This window comes from Rathayibacter sp. VKM Ac-2835 (genome assembly GCF_013266705.1).
In the GTDB taxonomy this organism is placed as follows: domain Bacteria; phylum Actinomycetota; class Actinomycetes; order Actinomycetales; family Microbacteriaceae; genus Rathayibacter.
The window spans coordinates 465,053-483,343 of record NZ_JABSNQ010000003.1; the positions used below are offsets into that span (position 1 = coordinate 465,053).

Here is an 18,291-nt window from a genome sequence, read left to right on the forward strand (position 1 = left end):
GCGCACGCGCAGAACAAGGAGAACACCATGGCCTCGATGAAGAGACGCTGGCTGACCGGAGTGGGCATCGCCTCGCTCGCGACCCTCGGACTGACCGCCTGCAGTGGCGGCGGGGGAGGCGCCTCCACCGACCTGACCGCGACCGGCCCGATCACCATCTGGTACTCGAACAACGAGCAGGAGGTGCAGTGGGGGAAGTCGATGGTCGACGCCTGGAACGCCGACCACCCCGACGAGCAGATCACCGGCCAGGAGATCCCGGCCGGCAAGAGCAGCGAGGAGGTCATCGGCGCCGCGATCACCGCAGGAAACGCGCCCTGCCTCGTCTTCAACACGGCGCCCAGCGCGGTCGGCCAGTTCGAGCGCCAGGGCGGCCTCGTGAACCTGTCCGAGTTCGAGGACGGCGTCGACTACATCGAGACCCGCAGCGGCGACCTCGCCGAGCAGTACCAGAACGCCGACGGCGACTACTTCCAGATGCCGTGGAAGAGCAACCCGGTCGTCATCTTCTACAACAAGGACGTCTTCACCGCGGCCGGTCTCGACCCGGAGAATCCCTCGCTCGCCACCTACGACGAGTTCACCGCCACCGCGAAGACCCTCGTCGAGTCCGGAGCCGCGCCCGCCGCGATCCAGCCCGCGCCGACCAGCGAGTTCTTCCAGACCCAGTTCGACTTCATGCCGCTCTACGCCGCGGCGACCGGAGGTACAGGGCTGGTCGAGGACGGCAAGGCCACCTTCGCCGACGACGCCGGCTACCAGGTCGCCGACTTCTGGAAGAGCCTCTACGACCAGGGCCTCGCCGGCCGCGAGCAGTACCAGGGCGACGCGTTCGCCGACGGCCAGGCCGCGATGTCGATCGTCGGACCGTGGGCGGTCTCGGTCTACGAGGACCTCAACTGGGGCTCCGTCTCGGTGCCCACCCCCGACGGCACGCCCGCCGAGGACACCTGGACCTTCAGCGACGCGAAGAACGTCGGCCTCTACTCCGCCTGCGAGAACAAGGGCACCGCCTGGGAGGTGCTGAAGTTCGCCACCAGTGAGGAGCAGGACCGCTCGCTGCTGGAGACCACCGGCCAGATGCCGCTGCGCACAGACCTGCAGACCACCTACGCCGACTACTTCGAGGCCAACCCCGCCTACCAGCGCTTCGGCGACCAGGCGAGCCGCACCATCGAGGTGCCCTCGGGCCCGAACACCGTGCAGATGCTGCAGGCGATCCGCGACGCCTGGGGCAAGACCGTGATCTTCGGCGACGGCGACGTGCAGTCGGCGCTCGACGGGGCGGCGGAGACCGTCACCGGGCTCGCCGGCCAGCAGTGAGACGCCGGACGGCAGTGAGATGACGACCCTCGCCCCGAAGGCTCCGGCGCCGCAGGGCGCCGGAGCCCCGCGGCCGCAGGACAAGCGGAGCCTGCTCCGCCGCGTCCTCGGCCCGCAGCCGTTCGGGCTGCTGCTCGGCAGCCCCTACCTGCTGTTCGTGCTCGCGGTCTTCGCGTTCCCGGTCGGCTACTCCGTCTACATCGCCTTCCACGACTTCTTCTTCGCGGCCCCCGGCGTGCAGGTCGAGCGCCCGTTCGTCGGCCTCGGCAACTTCGTCACCGCGTTCTCGAGCCCGCAGGTCATCCGCTCCTTCGGCAACATCGGGATCTTCCTGGTGATCAACGTGCCGCTGACGGTGGTGCTCTCGCTGCTGCTCGCCTCGGCGCTGGACAAGGTCGTGCACCTGCGCACGTTCCTCCGGGTCAGCTTCTACGTGCCCTACGTCACGGCGAGCGTCGCGGTCGTCGGCGTCTGGCTGTTCCTCTTCAACGGGAACGGCCTCGTGAACAGCCTGCTCGGGCCGCTCGCGCCGGACCCGTCCTGGCTGATCAACGACAGGCTCGCGATGCCGATCATCGCGCTCTACGTCACCTGGAAGCAGCTCGGCTTCTACATCCTGCTGTACCTGGCGGCGCTGCAGAACGTGCCGAAGGAGCTCTACGAGTCGGCGTCGACCGACGGCGCGGGCCGCATCCGGCAGTTCTGGTCGGTGACCGTGCCGAGCGTGCGGCCGGCGACGCTGCTGGTGCTGCTCGTCTCCACCGTGACCGGCGCGAACCTCTTCACCGAGCCCTACCTGCTCACCGGCGGCGGCGGGCCCAACGGCGCCTCCGCCTCACCCGTGCTGCTGATGTACCAGCTGGGCATCCAGCAGGGGCAGCCCGACGTGGCCTCGGCCATCGGCGTCGTGCTGGTGCTGCTCGTGCTCGTCATCGCCTACCTGCAGAACCGCTTCGCCGGGGAGAGGAACTCATGAGCACGCTCGCCAGTGCCGGAGGCGCGACCTCGGCCGTGCCGGCACCCGTCACCTCCCGGCGGAAGCGCCCGGCCTCGAGCCGATCGGCCGTGATCCTCCGCGGCGTGGTGCTCGCGCTCGGCGCGATCGTCTTCCTGTTCCCCTTCTACTACATGGTGATCGGCTCGCTGCAGACCGACCCCGACCCCACCCTGGCCGGGGCGATCCCCGAGGCGGGGAACCTCACCCTCGACAACTACGTGAACGTCAACGAGCGGATCAGCCTGCTCACCGGCCTGGTCAACTCCGGGATCTTCACCGGCGGCGTGCTGCTGTGCACGGTCGTCTTCGGCGTGCTGGCGGGCTACGCGCTGGCCATGCTGGAGTGGCGCGGCCGCAACGCCGTCTTCGCGCTCGCGCTGCTGGTGCAGGTCATCCCGTTCCAGCTGCTGCAGATCCCGCTCTACGTGCTGATCGCCCGCGACTACGGCCTCGCGGACAGCCACCTGGGCATGATCCTGCCGTTCGCGATCAACTCGACGGCGGTGATCATCTTCCGGCAGTACTTCCTGCAGCTGCCCAAGGAGCTGTTCGAGGCCGCGCGGATCGACGGGGCCGGCGAGATCAAGCTGCTCTGGAACATCGCGCTGCCGCTCGTGCGCCCCGCGCTGGTGACGGCCGTGCTGCTCACCTTCATCGGCCCCTGGAACGAGTTCCTCTGGCCGTTCCTGATCACCAAGGACGCGTCGCTGCAGCCGCTCGCCGTGTCCCTCGCCAACTACATCTCCAACGTCGCGTCGTCGACCGACAACCCGTTCGGCGCGATCCTCGCGGGCGCCGTCGTGCTGGCCGCCCCCGTCGTCGTGCTCTTCATCGTGTTCCAGCGCTACTTCGTCTCGACGGATCTCGGATCCGGAGTGAAAGGATGACCATGACTCCCACCCCCGGTACCACCGCCACCACCACCCGCACCTCCGTCCCCTACCGCCTCGAGCGCGTCGGCGTCGTGATGGAGCCGCTCGCGGGCGAGCCGCTCGAGGCCGAGGGGGTGCTCAACCCCGGCAGCGGGCGCGGACCCGACGGCGAGCTCTACCTCCTGCCCCGGATGGTCGCCGCCGGCAACGTCTCGCGGATCGGCCTGGCCCGCGTGCTCGTCGAGGGCGGCGTCCCCGTCGGCGTCGTGCGCCAGGGCGTCGTGCTGGCGCCCGACCGCGGCTTCGAGCGCGGGGCGGTGAACTCGGGCGTCGAGGATCCGCGGGTCACCTTCGTCGAGGCGCTCGGGCTGCACGTGATGACCTACGTCGCCTACGGGCCGCTCGGGCCGCGGACGGCGCTCGCCGTCTCGAAGGACCTGCGCGAGTGGCGGCGCCTGGGCCCGGTGACCTTCGCCTACGACGACGCCCTCGACATCGACCTCGGGCTCTTCCACAACAAGGACACGGTGTTCTTCCCCGAGATCGTCGCGGCGCCCGACGGCACGCGCTGCTTCGCGGTGCTGCACCGGCCGATGTGGGACCTCGGCGAGACGAAGCCGGGGGAGGGCGTGCGCCTGCCCGCCGGCGTCGACGACCCGCGGCAGAGCATCTGGATCAGCTACGTGCCGGTCGAGGACGTCGACCGCGACCTGGCGAACCTCACGCGCTGGACCCGGCACCGCTTCGTCGCGGGTCCCGAGTTCCCGTTCGAGGAGCTGAAGGTCGGCGGCGGCCCCGTGCCGCTGCGGGTGCCCGAGGGCTGGCTGCTGCTGCATCACGGCGTCACCGGCACGATCGACAGCGCCTTCTCGCAGCAGCAGCACGTCAACTACGCGGCCGGCGCGATCCTCCTCGACGCCGACGACCCCTCGAAGGTGATCGCCCGCACCTCCGAGCCCCTGCTCGAGGCCGAGACCGAGGAGGAGCGCAGCGGCATCGTCCCCAACGTCGTCTTCCCCACCGCCATCGAGGAGATCGACGGCCGGCACTACGTCTTCTACGGCATGGCCGACTCCAAGATCGGCGCGGCCCGCCTGGTCCGCACGGACGAGTAGCGCCTCCGAGCCCGCGCTGCGGGCGCCCCACCGAGCCCGCGCCGCGGGCGCCTTTTCATGCTGATCGAGTAGCCCGCTCAGCGGGCGTATCGAGATCCGCCGTTCTGCAGGCGCCGGGTCTCGATACGCCCCTCCGGGGCTGCTCGACCAGCATGCGATCACTCCCCCCGAGCCAGCCTTTTCATGCTGATCGAGTAGGCCGCGCAGCGGGCGTATCGAGATCCCCCACCCCCAGCCACCACCCCCCCCTTCAAGGAGAGAGTTCAATGACGAACTTCAGACCCCGCGCCGCCGCCGTCCTGGCCGCGACCGCCCTCGCCGCCGGAGGCCTCGCCGTCGGCGCGGCCCCCGCCCAGGCCGCCGAGCCGCTGACGAACACCGCGCACCTCGACTTCCTGCTCGACACCGCCACTCCGGAGCCCCAGGTCGGCCACAGCACCTACCGCCTCGCCGAGGAGCCGGACCTCGTGCTCCCGTGGACCTACGCCGACGCCCGCGACGGCGGCACCTTCGAGCGCGTCGGCGGCGGCCCCCTCGACCCGGCGACCGGCGACTGGGCGCAGGGCGCCTACAACACCGACGACGTCTCGCGCGCGGCGGTCGTCTACCTGCGGCACTGGCAGCAGACCGGCTCGACGGCGAGCCGCGACAAGGCCTACGAGACCCTCCGCTCCCTCGCCTACTTCCAGACCACCGACGGCGACGACGCCGGCAATGTCGTCCTCTGGATGCAGCCCGACGGCGACCTGAACCCCAGCGCCGAACCCGTGGAGCTGCCCGACCCGAGCGACTCCGAGGACAGCTACTGGCTCGCCCGCACCCTCTGGGCGCTCGGCGAGGGCTACGCGGCGTTCCAGGACGAGGACCCCGACTTCGCCGCCTTCCTGCAGGATCGCCTGCGCCTCGGCGTCTCCGCCGTCGACCGCGAGGTGCTCACCCGCTACGGCGAGTACGCGGTCGCCGACGGCGTCGACGTGCCCGCCTGGCTGATCGTCGACGGAGCCGACGCCACCGCGGAGGCGCTGCTCGGCCTCTCCGCCTACGTCGTGGCCGCGCCCGACGACGCCGCCGTGCGCGCCAGCACCGCGAAGCTCGCCGAGGGCGTCGCCGCCTACGCCCGCACCACGACGGAAGCGGACACCACCTCCTGGCCGTACGGCGCGATCCTGCCCTGGACGAAGTCGCGCTCGCTCTGGCACTCCTGGTCCTCGCAGATGGCGGGCGGCCTGGCCGCCTCGTCCGTCGCGCTCGGCGACGCGTCGCTCCTCGAGCCGGCCGTCGTCGACGCCGCCCGCTTCGCCCCCGAGCTGCTGACCGCCGGCGGCCCGGACAACGGCTGGAACCCGACGCCGACCGACCGCGTGCAGATCGCCTACGGCGCGGACTCGCGGCTGCAGAACTCGCTCGCCCTCGCCGACGCGACCGGATCCAGCGCCTACACCGACCTCGCCGGCGTGCAGGGCGCGTGGTTCTTCGGCCTCAACCTCAGCGGTGCCCCCGTCTACGACCCGGCGACCGGAGTCACCTACGACGGCGTCCAGGCCGACGGCAGCGTCAACCGCAACAGCGGCGCCGAGAGCACCATCCACGGACTGCTGTCGATGCTCGCGCTCGACGCGCACCCGTCGGTTGCTGCCCGCGCGACCGCGGTCACGACCCAGGCGAGCCGCGACGGCCTCCGCCTCGTCGAGGCCGAATCGGCCCGCGGCGGCACGGTCGTCACCCCGGAGTCGGCGTGGACCGGCGAGTCCGGCTGGAGCGGCTCCTACCTGTCGCTCTCGAACTGGCGCCGGTCCGCGACGATCCCCGTCGGCTCCGCGACCCAGGACCGCCTGGTCGAGGCCGTGATCTTCGCCGCCGAGCGCGGCACCGAGAAGACCCCGATCAGCCTCTGGAACTCCGGCCGCCGCCCGCTCGACGTGCTCACCAGCACCGTCGGCGCGCAGGGCGTCACCGAGGCGTCCGGCATCCTGCTGCCGCAGAAGCTCCGCCGCACCCTCCCCGCGAGCGCGACCACCGTCGAGGTCCGCGCCCTCTCCGGCGAGACGAAGCTCGACGCCCTGCTGGTCCGCCCCGTCGTCTCGCGCCTCGTCCTCGTCGGCGACACCGGCCGCACCGAGCTGGTCCGCAACTCGACCGCGTCGCCCCAGCCGACCACGGTCGACGGCACCGGCACCCTCCGCGTCTACACGCAGGACGGCGCCCTCGTCAGCGAGTCCCCCGCCACGGGCCCGACCCCGGTCACCCTCCCCGCCCAGGGCTTCGCGATGCTCGTCGGCTGACGCCCCTGCTGATCGAGCAGCCCGCTCGCCCCAGCGGTGCTGCTCGCAGCAGCATGCTGATCGAGTAGCCCGCTCGCGGGCGTATCGAGATCCACCGTCCTGCAGAGGGTGGGTCTCGATACGTCCCTGCGGGACTACTCGACCAGCATGTCTCTCACGACCGCCGCCCCCGACCATGCTGATCGAGCAGCCGCTCGCGGGCGTCTCGAGATCCCGCCCGCCGGGCGGCCCCCATTCCTCCAGAGTTGCGGTAGTCGTGCTCGACTACCGCAACTTCTGCGTCGTCGACGCGGCGACCGGCGGGCCCCGCGCGTCAGCGGCTGCGGTGCAGCGTCTTCGAGGCGAGGCCGGCGATCGCCGCGCCGAGCACCGGCGCCAGCACGAACACCCAGACCTGGCCGAGCGCGTCGGGGCCGGCGAAGACCGCCGCGGCGATAGAGCGCGCCGGGTTCACCGAGGTGTTGCTGATCGGGATGCTGATCAGGTGCACGAGGGTCAGCGTGAGGCCGATCGCGAGCGGGGCGACGGACTTGTACTCGCTCTTCGAGGTGACGGAGAGGATCACGCCGACGAAGACGGCCGTCAGCACGACCTCGGCCAGGATCACCGCGCCGAGCCCGAAACCACCGGGGGAGGCGGCGCCGAAGCCGTTCGAGGCGAAGCCGGAGTCGCGGGCGGCGTCGAAGTAGCCGGCCGGCCCGTCGGCCGCGATCAGCGCGACGACTCCGGCGCCGGCGATGCCGCCGATCAGCTGGGCGACGATGTAGCCGGGGATGTGCCGCCACTCCGTCCGCCCCGCGAGGGCGAAGCCGATCGAGACGGCCGGGTTGAAGTGCCCGCCCGAGATGTGGCCGACGGCGTAGATCCCGGCGACCAGCGTGAGCCCGAAGGCGAGCGCGACGCCGAGGAATCCGACGCCGAGTGCGTTGCCGCTGTCCGGGAAGGCGGAGGCGAAGATCGCCGTGCCCACGCCGCCCGCGACGAGCAGGAAGGTGCCGAACGCCTCGGACGCGTAGCGCGCCGCGGCGGAGTACTGCTCGGCGTGCTCCTTCCGCTGCTCACTCGTGGTGCGGCTGGCGGGCTTGGATGACGGCATGGGAGTTCCTCCGCGGGTCGTGGACGGCCCCGCGGCGCGCGAGGGCAACGGCCACTCCAGCACCCGCGGGCGCCGCGGGAGCCGCGCGCCCAGTCGGCTCCCGGCCGCACGCCCCCGGAGGCGCCCTGCGCGGCCAGCCGCCCCTCGCTCAGCGGCCAGCGCTGCATGCCGGTCGAGCAGCCCCTCCATGCTGGTCGAGCAGGCCCGGAGGGGCCCCTGCATGCTGGTCGAGTAGCCCCGGAGGGGCGTATCGAGACCCACCGCTCGCAACACGGCGGATCTCGATACGTCCGCTGCGCGGACTACTCGATCAGCATGCAGGGGGCCCGCTCCGCGGGTGCGCGACCGCGGCACCGCTCCCTCACGCCGCCAGGTGGAACGTGCTCGCGAAGCGCCCGAGCAGCGCGTCCCGCCCGCGCAGCACCGTGACCGCGCCGGTCGCGATCGCCCGCTCCGGCGCGAGCTCGCCCGACAGCAGCAGCCGGATGTCCGCGCCGGTCGAGAACGCGAGATCCACCGGAGCCTCGCCGCCCGGCACCTCTCCGCGCGACACGTCCAGCGCCGCGCCGTCGACCCGGATCAGCAGCCCGGCCGGCCCGACCTGCGCCGCGTACACCGTCGCCGGCAGCTCGGCCGCGACCTGCGGCCGGAACGCGGTCCGCAGGTCCACCGTCATCGAGTCGGGGGTGATCACCTGCTCCTCGCGCGGATCGCCCAGCGCCTTGAACCCCCACGCGCCGAGCGCGAGCACGATCGGCTCGAGCTCGCGGCCGTAGGGCGTCAGCTCGTAGACGATGATGCGCGAGCGCGGCGCCCGCCGGATGATCCCGGCCGCCTGCAGCTCCTTCAGCCGGCCGGCCAGCACGTTGCTCGGGATCCGCGCGAGCCCCTGCGCGAGCTCGCTGTAGCGGCGCGGCCCGACCAGGAGATCCCGGACGATCAGCAGCGCCCAGCGCTCGCCGACCAGCTCGACCGCGCGGGTGAGCGCCGAGTACTGCCCGTAGTCGCGTGCGGCCATCGCCCTCAGGCCTGCTCGCCGGTGAACGCCTCCGGGCCCTGCGCCGCGGCGACCGGGTCCATCCAGCCGAACTCGAGCAGGTTGCCGTCGGGGTCGGAGACCTGGCGCTGGTACATGAAGCCGTAGTCGGAGGCGGGCCGCGACTCGGAGCCGCCCGCGGCGAGCCCCGCGGTCACGGTGGCGTCGACGGCCTCGCGGGTGTCGAGGAAGATCGCGGTCGAGACGGAGGGGTTCACGGCCGGGTCGCCGATCGGCAGATCGCTGAAGGTCTGGAAGTACTCGCGCACCAGGATCATGAAGTAGTTGTGGTCCTCCTCCACCACGACGCAGGCCGCGTTGTGGTCGGAGAACGCCGGATTGATCGAGAAGCCGAGCGCGACGTAGAACGCCTTCGCGCGCTCGAGGTCGGTGACGGGCAGGTTGACGAACATCGAGGTCATGGCGGTCTCTCCTTCGAGGCGATGCTGCGGATTGCGGCGTCTGCGCTCATGCTTGTGAAAAACAAGTTCCACGTCAAGAGGCGGACCCGAGACGCCGCGATCGACGCGGGAGCCGCCCCCGGCTCGTGAGCCGACCTCCGGCTCGCTGTCCCACCCGGCTTCCACGAGCCGGAGTCGCTCCGGAGTCACCTGCGGCTCGCCAGGTCGGCTCCGGCTCGTCGTTTCCGCGGGTTTCTCCGTGCCGAGGGTGATTCCGCGTGCTGGAGGCGCCTTGGGCCGACTCCGGCTCGTCGGATCACCTCCGGCTCGCAGTTCTGCCGGGTTTCCGCGTGCCGAGGGCCGTTCCGCGTGTCGGAACCGTGCCGGGCGTGTGCCGGCTCGCGATTCCGGCCCGATTCCGCGAGCCGAGACCGATCCCGCGCGCCGGACCTCCTCCCGGACCCGCTCGAAGAGAGCGCTCTCACAAAACCCTTGACCTCCCCGCGACCCGCTCCGTATGCTCGCCTCACACCTCGTGAGAGCGCTCTCACACACGGCAGCACAGCACGTGAGAGCGCCCCCAGGGGTGCCCTGACACCCATCACGAAGGAGTGACCGTGCTCGAATCACGACGCGCCAGAATCGCCTCGGCGATCGCCGGCGCCGCCACCCTCGCCCTGCTCGTCTCCGGATGTTCGTCCGGATCCGGCGCGGCCGAGGGCGGGGACATCGAACTGACCGTGACCACATTCGGCGCCATGGGGTTCGACGACCTCTACGCCGAGTACGAGGAGGCCCACCCGGGCGTCACGATCGTCCCGAACAACATCGACACCGGCGGCAACGCGCGGACCGACGCGTTCACCAAGCTCGCCGCGGGCTCCGGCCTCGCCGACGTCGTCGCGATCGAGGAGGGCTGGCTCGGCTCGATCATGGAGGTCTCCGACCAGTTCGTCGACCTGCGCGACCACGGCATCGAGGACCGCAAGGCCGACTGGGTCGACTGGAAGTACGAGCAGGCCGTCGACCCCGACGGCCGCGTCATCGGCTACGGCACCGACATCGGCCCCGAGGGCCTCTGCTACAGCACCGCCGCCTTCGAGGCCGCGGGCCTGCCCACCGATCGCGCCGCCGTCGCGGAGCTGCTCGGCGGCGCGGACGCGACCTGGGAGGACTACTTCGCGGCCGGCAAGCAGTACCACGACGCGACCGGCAAGGCCTGGTACGACCAGTCCGGCTTCGTCTGGAACGCCATGGTCAACCAGCTCCCCGAGGGCTACTACACCGCCGACGGCGAGCTGAACATCGACGGCAACGCCGAGCTGCAGGAGCGCTGGGGTTGGATCACCGACGGCGCCGCCTCCGGGCTCTCGGCCGCGCAGAAGGCCTGGGACTGGAACAAGGGCAAGTCGTTCACCGACGGCACCTTCGCGACCTTCGTCTGCCCGGGCTGGATGCTCGGCCAGGTGAAGGCGCAGGTCGAGGCCGGCGGCGGCGACCCCGAGGCCACCGGCTGGGACTTCGCGGACGTCTTCCCCGGCGGCGCGGCCAACTGGGGCGGCTCGTTCCTCTCCGTCCCGATGCAGTCGAAGCACCCCGCCGAGGCCGCGGAGCTCGCCTCGTGGCTGAGCGAGCCGGAGCAGCAGATCGCCGCGTTCGACGCGACCGGTCCGTTCCCGAGCACCGTCTCCGCCCAGGAGGAGCTCGCCTCCGCCGCCGCGCCCGACCCGGCGCTGAACGGCTCGCCGACCGGCGCGATCCTCGCCGAGCGCGCCCAGGGCGTCGTCGCCCAGTACAAGGGTCCGGACGACTCGCTGATCCAGGAGAACGTCTTCGGCCCGGTCCTGCAGAAGGTCGACCGCGGCGAGCTCGACGGCGACAAGGGCTGGGACGAGGCGCTCTCGCTCCTCGACGAGCTGGTCGACTGACCCGCTCCCCTCAGACAGGGCCCCCGTCCGGTAGCAGGCCGGGCGGGGGCCCTCCCTCCCCTCCCGATGACGCGTCCGACGACGCGTCCGTGACGCGTCCGACGACGCGTCCCACGAACGAGTCCCCCACGAGAGCGACCGACGAGAGCGACCCATGACGAGCACCCTGACCCCGCCGACCGCGTCGGCCGCGCCGCCTCCCGGCCGCCGCCCCGCGCCCCGCCTGCCGCTGACGGCCAAGCAGCGGATGAGCCGCTTCGACGTCAAGGCGTCGCCCTACCTCTACATCTCGCCGTTCTTCCTGCTGTTCGCGATCACGGGAGCCTTCCCGCTCGTCTACACGCTGGTGGTCTCGCTCTACGACTGGCAGCTGCTGCAGGGCCAGGGCGACTTCGTCGGCCTCGGCAACTTCGCCGCGGTGCTCGGCGACCGCTTCTTCTGGAACTCGATCGGCAACACGCTGAGCATCTTCCTGCTCTCCACGATCCCGCAGCTCGCCGTCGCCCTGGTGCTCGCGGCGGTGCTCGACCAGTCGCTGCGCGCCCGCACCTTCTGGCGGATGAGCGTTCTGCTGCCCTACGTCGTCTCGCCCGTCGCGGTGGCGCTGATCTTCTCGAGCATCTTCGGCGACCAGGAGGGCCTGGCGAACAATCTGCTCGGCCTGGTCGGCATCGCCCCGATCGACTGGACCAACGACCGCCTCGCCAGCCACATCGCGATCGCCTCGATGGTCAACTGGCGCTGGACCGGCTACAACGCGCTCATCCTGCTCGCCGCGATGCAGGCCGTGCCGCGCGATCTGCACGAGTCGGCCGCGCTCGACGGGGCGGGCTCGTTCCGCCGCTTCACCTCGATCACGATCCCGAGCATCCGGCCGACCCTGATCTTCGTGATCATCACCGCCACCATCGGCGGCCTGCAGATCTTCGCCGAGCCGCGCCTGTTCGACGTCTCGAACGCCGGCGGCATCGGCGGCTCGGACCGCCAGTTCCAGACGACCGTCCTCTACCTCTGGGAGATGGCGTTCTTCCGGCAGAACTTCGGCGAGGCGGCGGCGGTCGCCTGGCTGCTGTTCCTGCTGATCGTGCTGATCGGACTGGTGAACTTCGCGATCTCGCGGAGGATCGCGTCCGTCGAGAACCGCGTGAGAACGCGCACGCGCCGACCGGCGCAGAAAGCGAGCGACCGATGACCGCGACGATCCCCACCGTTCCCGCCGCCGCCCCTGTCGCGGCCGAGCCCGAGCGTCGCACCAGGCGCCCGCGCTCCTCCGGGGCCGGCCGCGTCGACCGCCCCGGCTTCCTCACCTACGGGCTGCTCAGCGCGTTCATCCTCGGTTCGACCTACCCGCTCTGGTGGTCGTTCGTGGTGGCCAGCGGGAGCAACGCGACCCGCGGCGAGACGCTGCCGCTGATTCCGGGCGGCAACTTCCTGGCCAACGCGGCGCAGGTGTTCACGGCGATCCCGTTCTGGACGGCGCTGCTGAACAGCGTGATCGTCTCGGGGATCATCACGCTCTCGGTCGTCTCGTTCTCGACCCTGGCCGGCTACGCCTTCGCGAAGCTGCGCTTCCGCGGGCGGGACGGGCTGATGATCACCGTGATCGCGACGATGGCGATCCCGACCCAGCTGGGCATCATCCCGCTGTTCATCCTGATGCGGCAGCTCGGCTGGACCGGCACCCTGGGCGCCGTGATCGTGCCGACGCTGGTCACCGCGTTCGGCGTGTTCTTCATGCGGCAGTACCTCGTCGACGTGATCCCGGACGAGCTGATCGAGGCGGCGCGGGTGGACGGAGCGAACCAGTTCCGGACGTTCCTGACCGTCGCGGTGCCGGCCGCGCGCCCCGCGATGGCGATCCTCGCGCTGTTCACCTTCATGATGGCGTGGACCGACTTCCTCTGGCCGCTGATCGTGCTGAGCCCGACCAACCCGACGCTGCAGACCGCGCTGTCGCAGCTTCAGTCCGGCTACTACGTCGACTACTCGATCGTGCTGGCCGGTGCGGTGCTGTCGATCGTCCCGCTGCTGGTGCTCTTCGTGCTGGCGGGCAAGCAGCTGATCGCCGGCATCATGGGCGGCGCGGTCAAGGGCTGACCCCCGGGCGCTCCTCCTGCCGGCGGATCTCGATACGCCCGCTGCGCGGGCTACTCGATCAGCAGGGAAACCCGCTGCGCGACCTGCTCGATCAGCATGAGGAGCCGACCGCGCGGGCTACTCGATCGGCAGGGGAAGCCCGCTGTGGCCGCAGTGCGAGCGGACCCCCGGGAGCGTCTCGAGCCCCGCGCGCCCGCTCGGCTACTCTCGGGCCCGGGGACCACCGCTCGAGAGGCACGCATGAGTCACGACACCGCACCGGCCGCACCCACGCTCGAGGCGGTCGCCGCGCTCGCCGGAGTGTCGCGCGCGACGGTCAGCCGCGTCGTCAACGACTCGCCGAAGGTCAAGGCCGAGGCGCAGGCCGCCGTCCGCCTCGCGATCGAGCAGCTCGGCTACGTGCCCAACCGGGCGGCGCGCTCGCTCGCCAGCCGGCGGACCCAGGTCCTCGCCCTGCTGGTGCCCGAGTCGATCGGCAAGGTCTTCGGCGACCCGTTCCTCGCCGCCGTCGTGCAGGGCGCGGCGACCCGCCTCGCCGCGACCGACTACATGCTCAACATCGTGATCGCCTCCGAGGCCACGCCCGACAAGACCCGCCGCTACCTCCTCGGCGGCAACGTCGACGGCGCCCTCGTGGTCTCGCACCACAGCGGCGACCACTCCTACGCTCGGATCGGCGCGAGCGTCCCCCTCGTCTTCGGCGGCCGCCCGCTCAGCCTCGACGACCACGACAGCCACTTCGTCGACGTCGACAACGTCGGTGCGGCGCGGCAGGTCACCGAGCATCTGCTGGGCCTCGGGAGGCGCGCCCCGGCGATGATCGCCAGCCGCCAGGACATGCCCGGCGCCATCGACCGGCTGGCGGGCTGGCGCGCGACCGTCGAGGCGGCGGGCCTGGACGCCTCGCTCGTCGAGATCGGCGACTACTCGCCGCGCGACGGCGCCGAGGCGATGCGGCGCCTCCTCGACTCCGGCCGCCCGATCGACGCGGTCTTCGCCTCCAACGACCAGATGGCCTCCGGCGCCCTGGCGGTGCTGCGCGAGCGCGGGCTGTCCGTGCCGGGCGACGTGGCGCTGGCCGGCTTCGACGGCGACTACTCCTCCGAGGCGGCCGAGCCGCCGATCACGACCGTCCGGCAGCCGGCCGCCGGCCTCGGCGACGCGATGGCCGAGGTCCTGGTGCGGCTGCTGGCCGGCGAGGACGTCGCGCGCGCGACCCTGCTGCCGACGGAGCTGCTGATCCGCGGGTCGACGGCGCCGCGGAGCTGACACCGCCGCACGACATCAGCTGAGAGCCGTGTTCATCGCCGATGGGCGATGACGGCGACTCCTGGCTGACGTCGTGCGCGGGCCGGCGCGCCTCAGCCCGTGAACACCGTCGAGGAGCGGCGCTCGTACCAGTGCGCGAGGTGCTCGCCGGCGCGGAGGACGTGCTCGCGCATGATGCCGGCGGCGCGATCGCGGTCGCCGGCGACGAAGGCCTCGACGATCTGCTCGTGCTCGCGGAAGTTCTCCTCGCGGTGACGCGAGTTCTCGCGGAGGACCAGGCCCGAGACGTTGCGCGGGAAGGCGTCGTTGATCTCGATCAGCATCCGGCTGAGGCGGGTGTTCCCGGAGGCCTGGTAGATCAGGCCGTGGAACTGGTCGTTGGCGCTGCCGTCGCGCTCGGCCGCGGTGCCGGCGGCGACGGCGAGCGAGCGCTCGTACATGGCCGTGTTGACGGAGCGGAGCTCGGCGATCGTCGCGTCGTCCAGGCGGTCCACCGCGCGGCGGGCGGCCAGCGACTCGAGCTCGGCGCGCACCTCGTAGGCCTCGCGCACCTCCCACGGCACCGGCACGCGGACGACGGCGCCGCGGTTCGGGACGACCTCGATCAGCCCGCCGGTCTGCAGCTGCCGCAGCGCCTCGCGGACCGGGGTGCGGCTGATGCCGAACTGGGTCGCGAGCTCGGCCTGGCGCAGCGGGGCGCCGATCGGGATCTCACCGGACATGATCTTCGCCCGGATCCGGGCGGCCAGATCGTCCACGAGTGCGTTGTCGCCCTGGGTCGTCACGCGATGATCCCCTCCGATCAGCGGCCGCACGCGGGCCGGGATCCAATCATGGCAGGGATTGGATCCCACGCGGCGGCCGGGGCGTCGATCGACGGGCGTGCGGGACCAGACCGAGCTTGACCTTGGATCCGCCCGGCCATACATTGGATCCAATGTTGCCCGCCATGGCGACCGATCGAGGTCTGGAGGCCGGCGTGGACGTGCTGCTGGTCGTGATGGTGGCGGGCGCCGCCGCCTCCCTCGCGCTCGGTCTCGCCGGCTGGCGGGGAGTCGGCCGCGGCTGGCTCGTCGCCGAGGGCGCCATGCTCGCTGCGATGCTCGACGTGCACCTGCCCGCCCTGCACCTCCTGCCGGCGCCGCTCTGGTCCGCTCTGCTCGCGGGCTGCGCGCTCGTCGCCGCCCTCGTCGACCGGGTGCGCCGCGGCCGCGGAGTCCGACGCCACGGCGCCGACGCGCTGCACGCCGTCGGGATGCTGCTCGCCGCCGTCCTCGTGCTCCTCGCCGAGGCCGCGCCCGCCGCGGGTGCTCTCGCGGGCGCCGGGCACGCGCACGGCGGCGGACTCGCCCTGCCGCTCGGCGCCGCCGTCGCCGTCTACGCGGCGTGCACGCTCCGCGTCGCCCTCGCCGGTCGCCCCGGCCGCCTCGACACCACCCGGAGGCTCGCCTCCCTCGCCGCGCTCGTCGCCATGGGCGCGATGGCCGCGGTCGGCTGAGCATCCCAGCCCTCGAACGACACCCCACCCGCGCACGACACCCCCGCACCACACCGGAAGAAGGAGACGCCGCATGATCATCGACGCGTACAACACCACGCAGGACCGCCGAGGCCGCAGCGACTACCTCAGCGGGGTCCGCCCCGGCGAGCAGCCCCCGGCCTACACCCCGTTCGACCCGAAGCGCATCCTCGACCGGATGGACGCCGCCGGCGTCGACCGCGCGATGGTCTGCTCCCTCGCGCAGGGCATCGAGAACGACTTCCTGATCGACCTCGTGAAGGCGCACCCCGACCGTCTCTTCGGCTTCGGCCAGGTCATGCCGCAGTGGGAGAACGCGACCGACGAGATCCGCCGCTTCGCCGACGCGGGCCTGGTCGGGCTCAAGCTGCACCCCAGCCTGCACGGCTACCACGTCGCCGATCACGGGCTGCTCGACCCGCTGTTCGCGGTCTGCGACGAGCTCGGGCTGCCCGTGCTGATCAACGCGCTCGACGACGCGTTCTGCGCGCCGTTCGCCATCGAGGAGATCGCCAAGGGCTTCCCCGGGGTGCCGACGATCATCGCCCACATGGGCGCGGTCTGGAACGTGCCCGAGGCGATCATCGTCGCCGAGCGCAACCCGCACGTCTACCTCGAGACCTCGGCGACGCTGATGTCCGACGTCAAGCGCGCCTACGCCCGGCTCGGCGCCGAGAAGATCCTGCTCGGCTCGGAGTGGCCGGGCAGCGACTTCGACCTCGAGCGGATGAAGATCGCCAAGGCCATCCCGGACGAGGCCGACCGCGCGCTGGTCGAGGGCGGCAACATGGCGCGGATCCTGGGCTGGTCGTGACCGAGCGGGCGGCGTCGGAGCCGTCGGTGCCGGAGAGCCCGGTGCTCGATCGGCCGGTGCTCGACGGGCCTCCGGCCGGGATGTCCGCGCCGGACCGCGAGCTGCTCGAGACCGCGTCGGCGATCCTCGACGCGCGCTACCGGACCGGCGTGCACGAGGTCGCGGCCGCGCTCCGGCTCGCGGACGGCCGGATCGTGACCGGCCTGCACGTCGAGGCGAGCGCCGGCCGGGCCTCCGTCTGCGCCGAGTCGGCAGCCCTCAGCGCCGCGGTCGTCGCCGGCTCCCCGGTCGTCTCGATCGTCGGAGTGCTGCAGCGCCCGGCCGGCTCCCGCCACCTCATCGAGCCCTGCGGAGTCTGCGCCGAGCTGCTCGGCGACCACGCCCCCGACGCCTCCGTCTGGGTAGCCGTCGCCGACGCCTTCGCCCCGGTCGACGTCGCCACCCTGCTCCCGCACCGCCGCCGCCGCGCCGCCCGCCCGGTCTGACGGCCGCCCCGCCCCGCGCGCCCCACCCGACCCGCGCCCGACCCCCGACTCTCCAAAAGTTGCGGTCGTGGCGCGCGACTACCGCAACTTCTGAGGAATGACGTCCGGCCGCGCTCCTCCACACGCGGGGGAGTGCGGCGTTCTCCACAGGCCCGCCGCGCTCCGCCTCCGCCGCTCGCTGAATCTCCAGAAGTTGCGGTAGTCGAGCGCGACTACCGCAACTTTTGAGGAATCAGGGGGCGCAGATGGAGTGGCCCGCGCCCGACTCTCCTCCACAAGCCGAGCATCCCGAGGTTTTACCCCGGGGAAACACGGCCGACCCCCGCCCGAACGATCGCCTGGCCAGACTTGCCGGGCGGACGACGGGCCCCGGCCCTCGCGCCGCCGGGGTCGTGGGGGCACCTCACCCGACCCGCGCACCACCCGGAAGGATCCACCCGCATGCTCGCCGTCTCCGGCACTCCCGTCCTCCTCGTCGTCGACATCCAGGGCGGGGCCGCCTCGGGCCTGCCGACCCCCGGCATCCCCGTGATGAGCGGCCGGGCGGAGCGCGCGCCCCGGGTGCGCGACCTGATCGCGCACTGCCGCAGTGCCGGCGTGCCGGTCGTCTTCGTGCAGGAGGTGCACAAGCGCGACCTGATCGACATCGGCCGCGAGCTCGACGGCGCCGAGGGCCCGCACTGCCTCGAGGGCGACCCGGGCACGGAGCTGGCGTCCTGGCTGGAGCCGCGGCCGGAGGAGTTCGTGATCCGCAAGCGCCGCTACTCCGCCTTCTTCGGCACCGAGCTCGAGATCGTGCTGAAGGCGTACCGCGCGGGCACGCTGCTGCTGGTCGGCGGCCTCACCGACGTCTGCATCCACTACACGGCCGCGGACGCGCACCAGCACGACTACGCCGTCCGGGTGCTCGCCGACTGCGTCGCCGGCTCGAGCGAGCGCGCGCACGCCGCCACGCTGGAGGCGATCGAGTACCTCCAGCGCGACGCCCTCGTCACCGCGGCCGACGTGCACGACTGGCTCGACCGCCGCGAGACGATCGATGCCTGACCCCCGCCCG

17 protein-coding genes are annotated in these 18,291 nt (G+C 72.1%); 13 read left to right on the forward strand and 4 right to left on the reverse strand.

Translation table 11 applies throughout. The features are described 5' to 3' along the window. The first annotated feature begins 27 nt into the window (after window positions 1-27). From HRK28_RS15920 to HRK28_RS15940, 5 genes are all read left to right on the forward strand, one after another. Entirely contained in the window at window positions 28-1,323 is a 1,296-nt protein-coding gene (locus HRK28_RS15920; RefSeq protein WP_244231736.1) for an extracellular solute-binding protein, read from the forward strand. A 19-nt stretch (window positions 1,324-1,342) separates the two neighbouring features. After that, on the forward strand, window positions 1,343-2,299 hold the full coding sequence (locus HRK28_RS15925; RefSeq protein WP_173252316.1) for a carbohydrate ABC transporter permease: 957 nt from the start codon (window positions 1,343-1,345) through the stop codon (window positions 2,297-2,299). Further along, window positions 2,296-3,207, forward strand: coding sequence for a carbohydrate ABC transporter permease (locus tag HRK28_RS15930; RefSeq protein ID WP_173252317.1), 912 nt, complete (start codon window positions 2,296-2,298; stop codon window positions 3,205-3,207). Before HRK28_RS15925 ends, HRK28_RS15930 begins: the two co-directional genes overlap by 4 nt. A 2-nt stretch (window positions 3,208-3,209) precedes the next feature. Further along, window positions 3,210-4,307, forward strand: a complete 1,098-nt coding sequence (locus HRK28_RS15935; RefSeq protein WP_173252318.1) for a glycosidase — start codon at window positions 3,210-3,212, stop codon at window positions 4,305-4,307. A gap of 266 nt (window positions 4,308-4,573) precedes the next feature. Next, window positions 4,574-6,589, forward strand: coding sequence for a hypothetical protein (locus HRK28_RS15940; protein WP_173252319.1), 2,016 nt, complete (start codon window positions 4,574-4,576; stop codon window positions 6,587-6,589). A 313-nt stretch (window positions 6,590-6,902) separates the two neighbouring features. On the opposite strand, the gene aqpZ is transcribed toward HRK28_RS15940, so the two are convergent. The 3 genes from aqpZ to HRK28_RS15955 all read right to left on the reverse strand — a co-directional run bounded on the left by aqpZ (window position 6,903) and on the right by HRK28_RS15955 (window position 9,143). Continuing rightward, the gene (gene aqpZ, locus HRK28_RS15945; protein ID WP_173252320.1) at window positions 6,903-7,685 is read right to left on the reverse strand and encodes an aquaporin Z; all 783 of its coding nucleotides are present in this window, start codon (window positions 7,683-7,685) and stop codon (window positions 6,903-6,905) included. A gap of 361 nt (window positions 7,686-8,046) precedes the next feature. Then, window positions 8,047-8,703 carry a helix-turn-helix domain-containing protein gene (locus HRK28_RS15950; protein ID WP_132435434.1) on the reverse strand — a complete coding sequence of 219 codons (657 nt, stop codon included), beginning with the start codon at window positions 8,701-8,703 and terminating at the stop codon, window positions 8,047-8,049. Window positions 8,704-8,708: 5 nt separating this feature from the next. Then, window positions 8,709-9,143 (reverse strand): VOC family protein, encoded by a 435-nt coding sequence (locus tag HRK28_RS15955; RefSeq protein ID WP_173252321.1) that lies wholly within the window; start codon window positions 9,141-9,143, stop codon window positions 8,709-8,711. A gap of 596 nt (window positions 9,144-9,739) precedes the next feature. Between HRK28_RS15955 and HRK28_RS15960 the strand changes: the two genes are divergently transcribed. From HRK28_RS15960 to HRK28_RS15975, 4 genes are all read left to right on the forward strand, one after another. After that, window positions 9,740-11,050, forward strand: coding sequence for an ABC transporter substrate-binding protein (locus tag HRK28_RS15960; RefSeq protein WP_173252322.1), 1,311 nt, complete (start codon window positions 9,740-9,742; stop codon window positions 11,048-11,050). 154 nt (window positions 11,051-11,204) lie between these two features. Beyond that, the gene (locus tag HRK28_RS15965; protein ID WP_160086513.1) at window positions 11,205-12,242 is read left to right on the forward strand and encodes a carbohydrate ABC transporter permease; all 1,038 of its coding nucleotides are present in this window, start codon (window positions 11,205-11,207) and stop codon (window positions 12,240-12,242) included. Beyond that, a complete protein-coding gene (locus HRK28_RS15970; RefSeq protein WP_160086515.1) occupies window positions 12,239-13,147 on the forward strand; it encodes a carbohydrate ABC transporter permease in 909 nt (302 codons plus the stop codon). The genes HRK28_RS15965 and HRK28_RS15970 overlap by 4 nt, the downstream gene beginning before the upstream one ends. 240 nt (window positions 13,148-13,387) lie before the next feature. Further along, entirely contained in the window at window positions 13,388-14,416 is a 1,029-nt protein-coding gene (locus HRK28_RS15975) for a LacI family DNA-binding transcriptional regulator (RefSeq protein ID WP_173252323.1), read from the forward strand. Window positions 14,417-14,508: 92 nt separating this feature from the next. Here the strand turns inward: HRK28_RS15975 and HRK28_RS15980 are convergent, their stop codons facing one another. Then, window positions 14,509-15,201 (reverse strand): GntR family transcriptional regulator, encoded by a 693-nt coding sequence (locus HRK28_RS15980; protein WP_217274808.1) that lies wholly within the window; start codon window positions 15,199-15,201, stop codon window positions 14,509-14,511. Window positions 15,202-15,365: 164 nt separating this feature from the next. Here HRK28_RS15980 and HRK28_RS15985 point away from each other — a divergent pair, with 164 nt between their 5' ends. From HRK28_RS15985 to HRK28_RS16000, 4 genes are all read left to right on the forward strand, one after another. After that, complete coding sequence (locus HRK28_RS15985; RefSeq protein ID WP_160086519.1) at window positions 15,366-15,914, forward strand: hypothetical protein; 549 nt, start codon at window positions 15,366-15,368, stop codon at window positions 15,912-15,914. 73 nt (window positions 15,915-15,987) lie between these two features. After that, the gene (locus HRK28_RS15990; RefSeq protein ID WP_123447441.1) at window positions 15,988-16,749 is read left to right on the forward strand and encodes an amidohydrolase family protein; all 762 of its coding nucleotides are present in this window, start codon (window positions 15,988-15,990) and stop codon (window positions 16,747-16,749) included. A 26-nt stretch (window positions 16,750-16,775) separates the two neighbouring features. Further along, entirely contained in the window at window positions 16,776-17,234 is a 459-nt protein-coding gene (locus tag HRK28_RS15995) for a hypothetical protein (RefSeq protein WP_217274809.1), read from the forward strand. A gap of 441 nt (window positions 17,235-17,675) precedes the next feature. Beyond that, window positions 17,676-18,281: a cysteine hydrolase family protein gene (locus HRK28_RS16000; protein WP_173252326.1), complete on the forward strand. Its 606-nt coding sequence runs from the start codon at window positions 17,676-17,678 to the stop codon at window positions 18,279-18,281. Window positions 18,282-18,291: the final 10 nt, after the last annotated feature.

Excerpts from the sequence above, each read along its gene's own strand:
- HRK28_RS15925 (WP_173252316.1), top strand. The coding sequence starts at position 1,343 with ATGACGACCCTCGCCCCGAAGGCTCCGGCGCCGCAGGGCGCCGGAGCC.
- HRK28_RS15950 (WP_132435434.1), bottom strand. The coding sequence starts at position 8,703 with ATGGCCGCACGCGACTACGGGCAGTACTCGGCGCTCACCCGCGCGGTC.
- HRK28_RS15965 (WP_160086513.1), top strand. The coding sequence starts at position 11,205 with ATGACGAGCACCCTGACCCCGCCGACCGCGTCGGCCGCGCCGCCTCCC.
- HRK28_RS15935 (WP_173252318.1), top strand. The coding sequence starts at position 3,210 with ATGACTCCCACCCCCGGTACCACCGCCACCACCACCCGCACCTCCGTC.
- HRK28_RS15985 (WP_160086519.1), top strand. The coding sequence starts at position 15,366 with ATGGCGACCGATCGAGGTCTGGAGGCCGGCGTGGACGTGCTGCTGGTC.
- HRK28_RS15920 (WP_244231736.1), top strand. The coding sequence starts at position 28 with ATGGCCTCGATGAAGAGACGCTGGCTGACCGGAGTGGGCATCGCCTCG.
- HRK28_RS16000 (WP_173252326.1), top strand. The coding sequence starts at position 17,676 with ATGCTCGCCGTCTCCGGCACTCCCGTCCTCCTCGTCGTCGACATCCAG.
- HRK28_RS15970 (WP_160086515.1), top strand. The coding sequence starts at position 12,239 with ATGACCGCGACGATCCCCACCGTTCCCGCCGCCGCCCCTGTCGCGGCC.
- HRK28_RS15940 (WP_173252319.1), top strand. The coding sequence starts at position 4,574 with ATGACGAACTTCAGACCCCGCGCCGCCGCCGTCCTGGCCGCGACCGCC.
- HRK28_RS15975 (WP_173252323.1), top strand. The coding sequence starts at position 13,388 with ATGAGTCACGACACCGCACCGGCCGCACCCACGCTCGAGGCGGTCGCC.
- HRK28_RS15990 (WP_123447441.1), top strand. The coding sequence starts at position 15,988 with ATGATCATCGACGCGTACAACACCACGCAGGACCGCCGAGGCCGCAGC.
- HRK28_RS15955 (WP_173252321.1), bottom strand. The coding sequence starts at position 9,143 with ATGACCTCGATGTTCGTCAACCTGCCCGTCACCGACCTCGAGCGCGCG.
- HRK28_RS15930 (WP_173252317.1), top strand. The coding sequence starts at position 2,296 with ATGAGCACGCTCGCCAGTGCCGGAGGCGCGACCTCGGCCGTGCCGGCA.
- aqpZ (WP_173252320.1), bottom strand. The coding sequence starts at position 7,685 with ATGCCGTCATCCAAGCCCGCCAGCCGCACCACGAGTGAGCAGCGGAAG.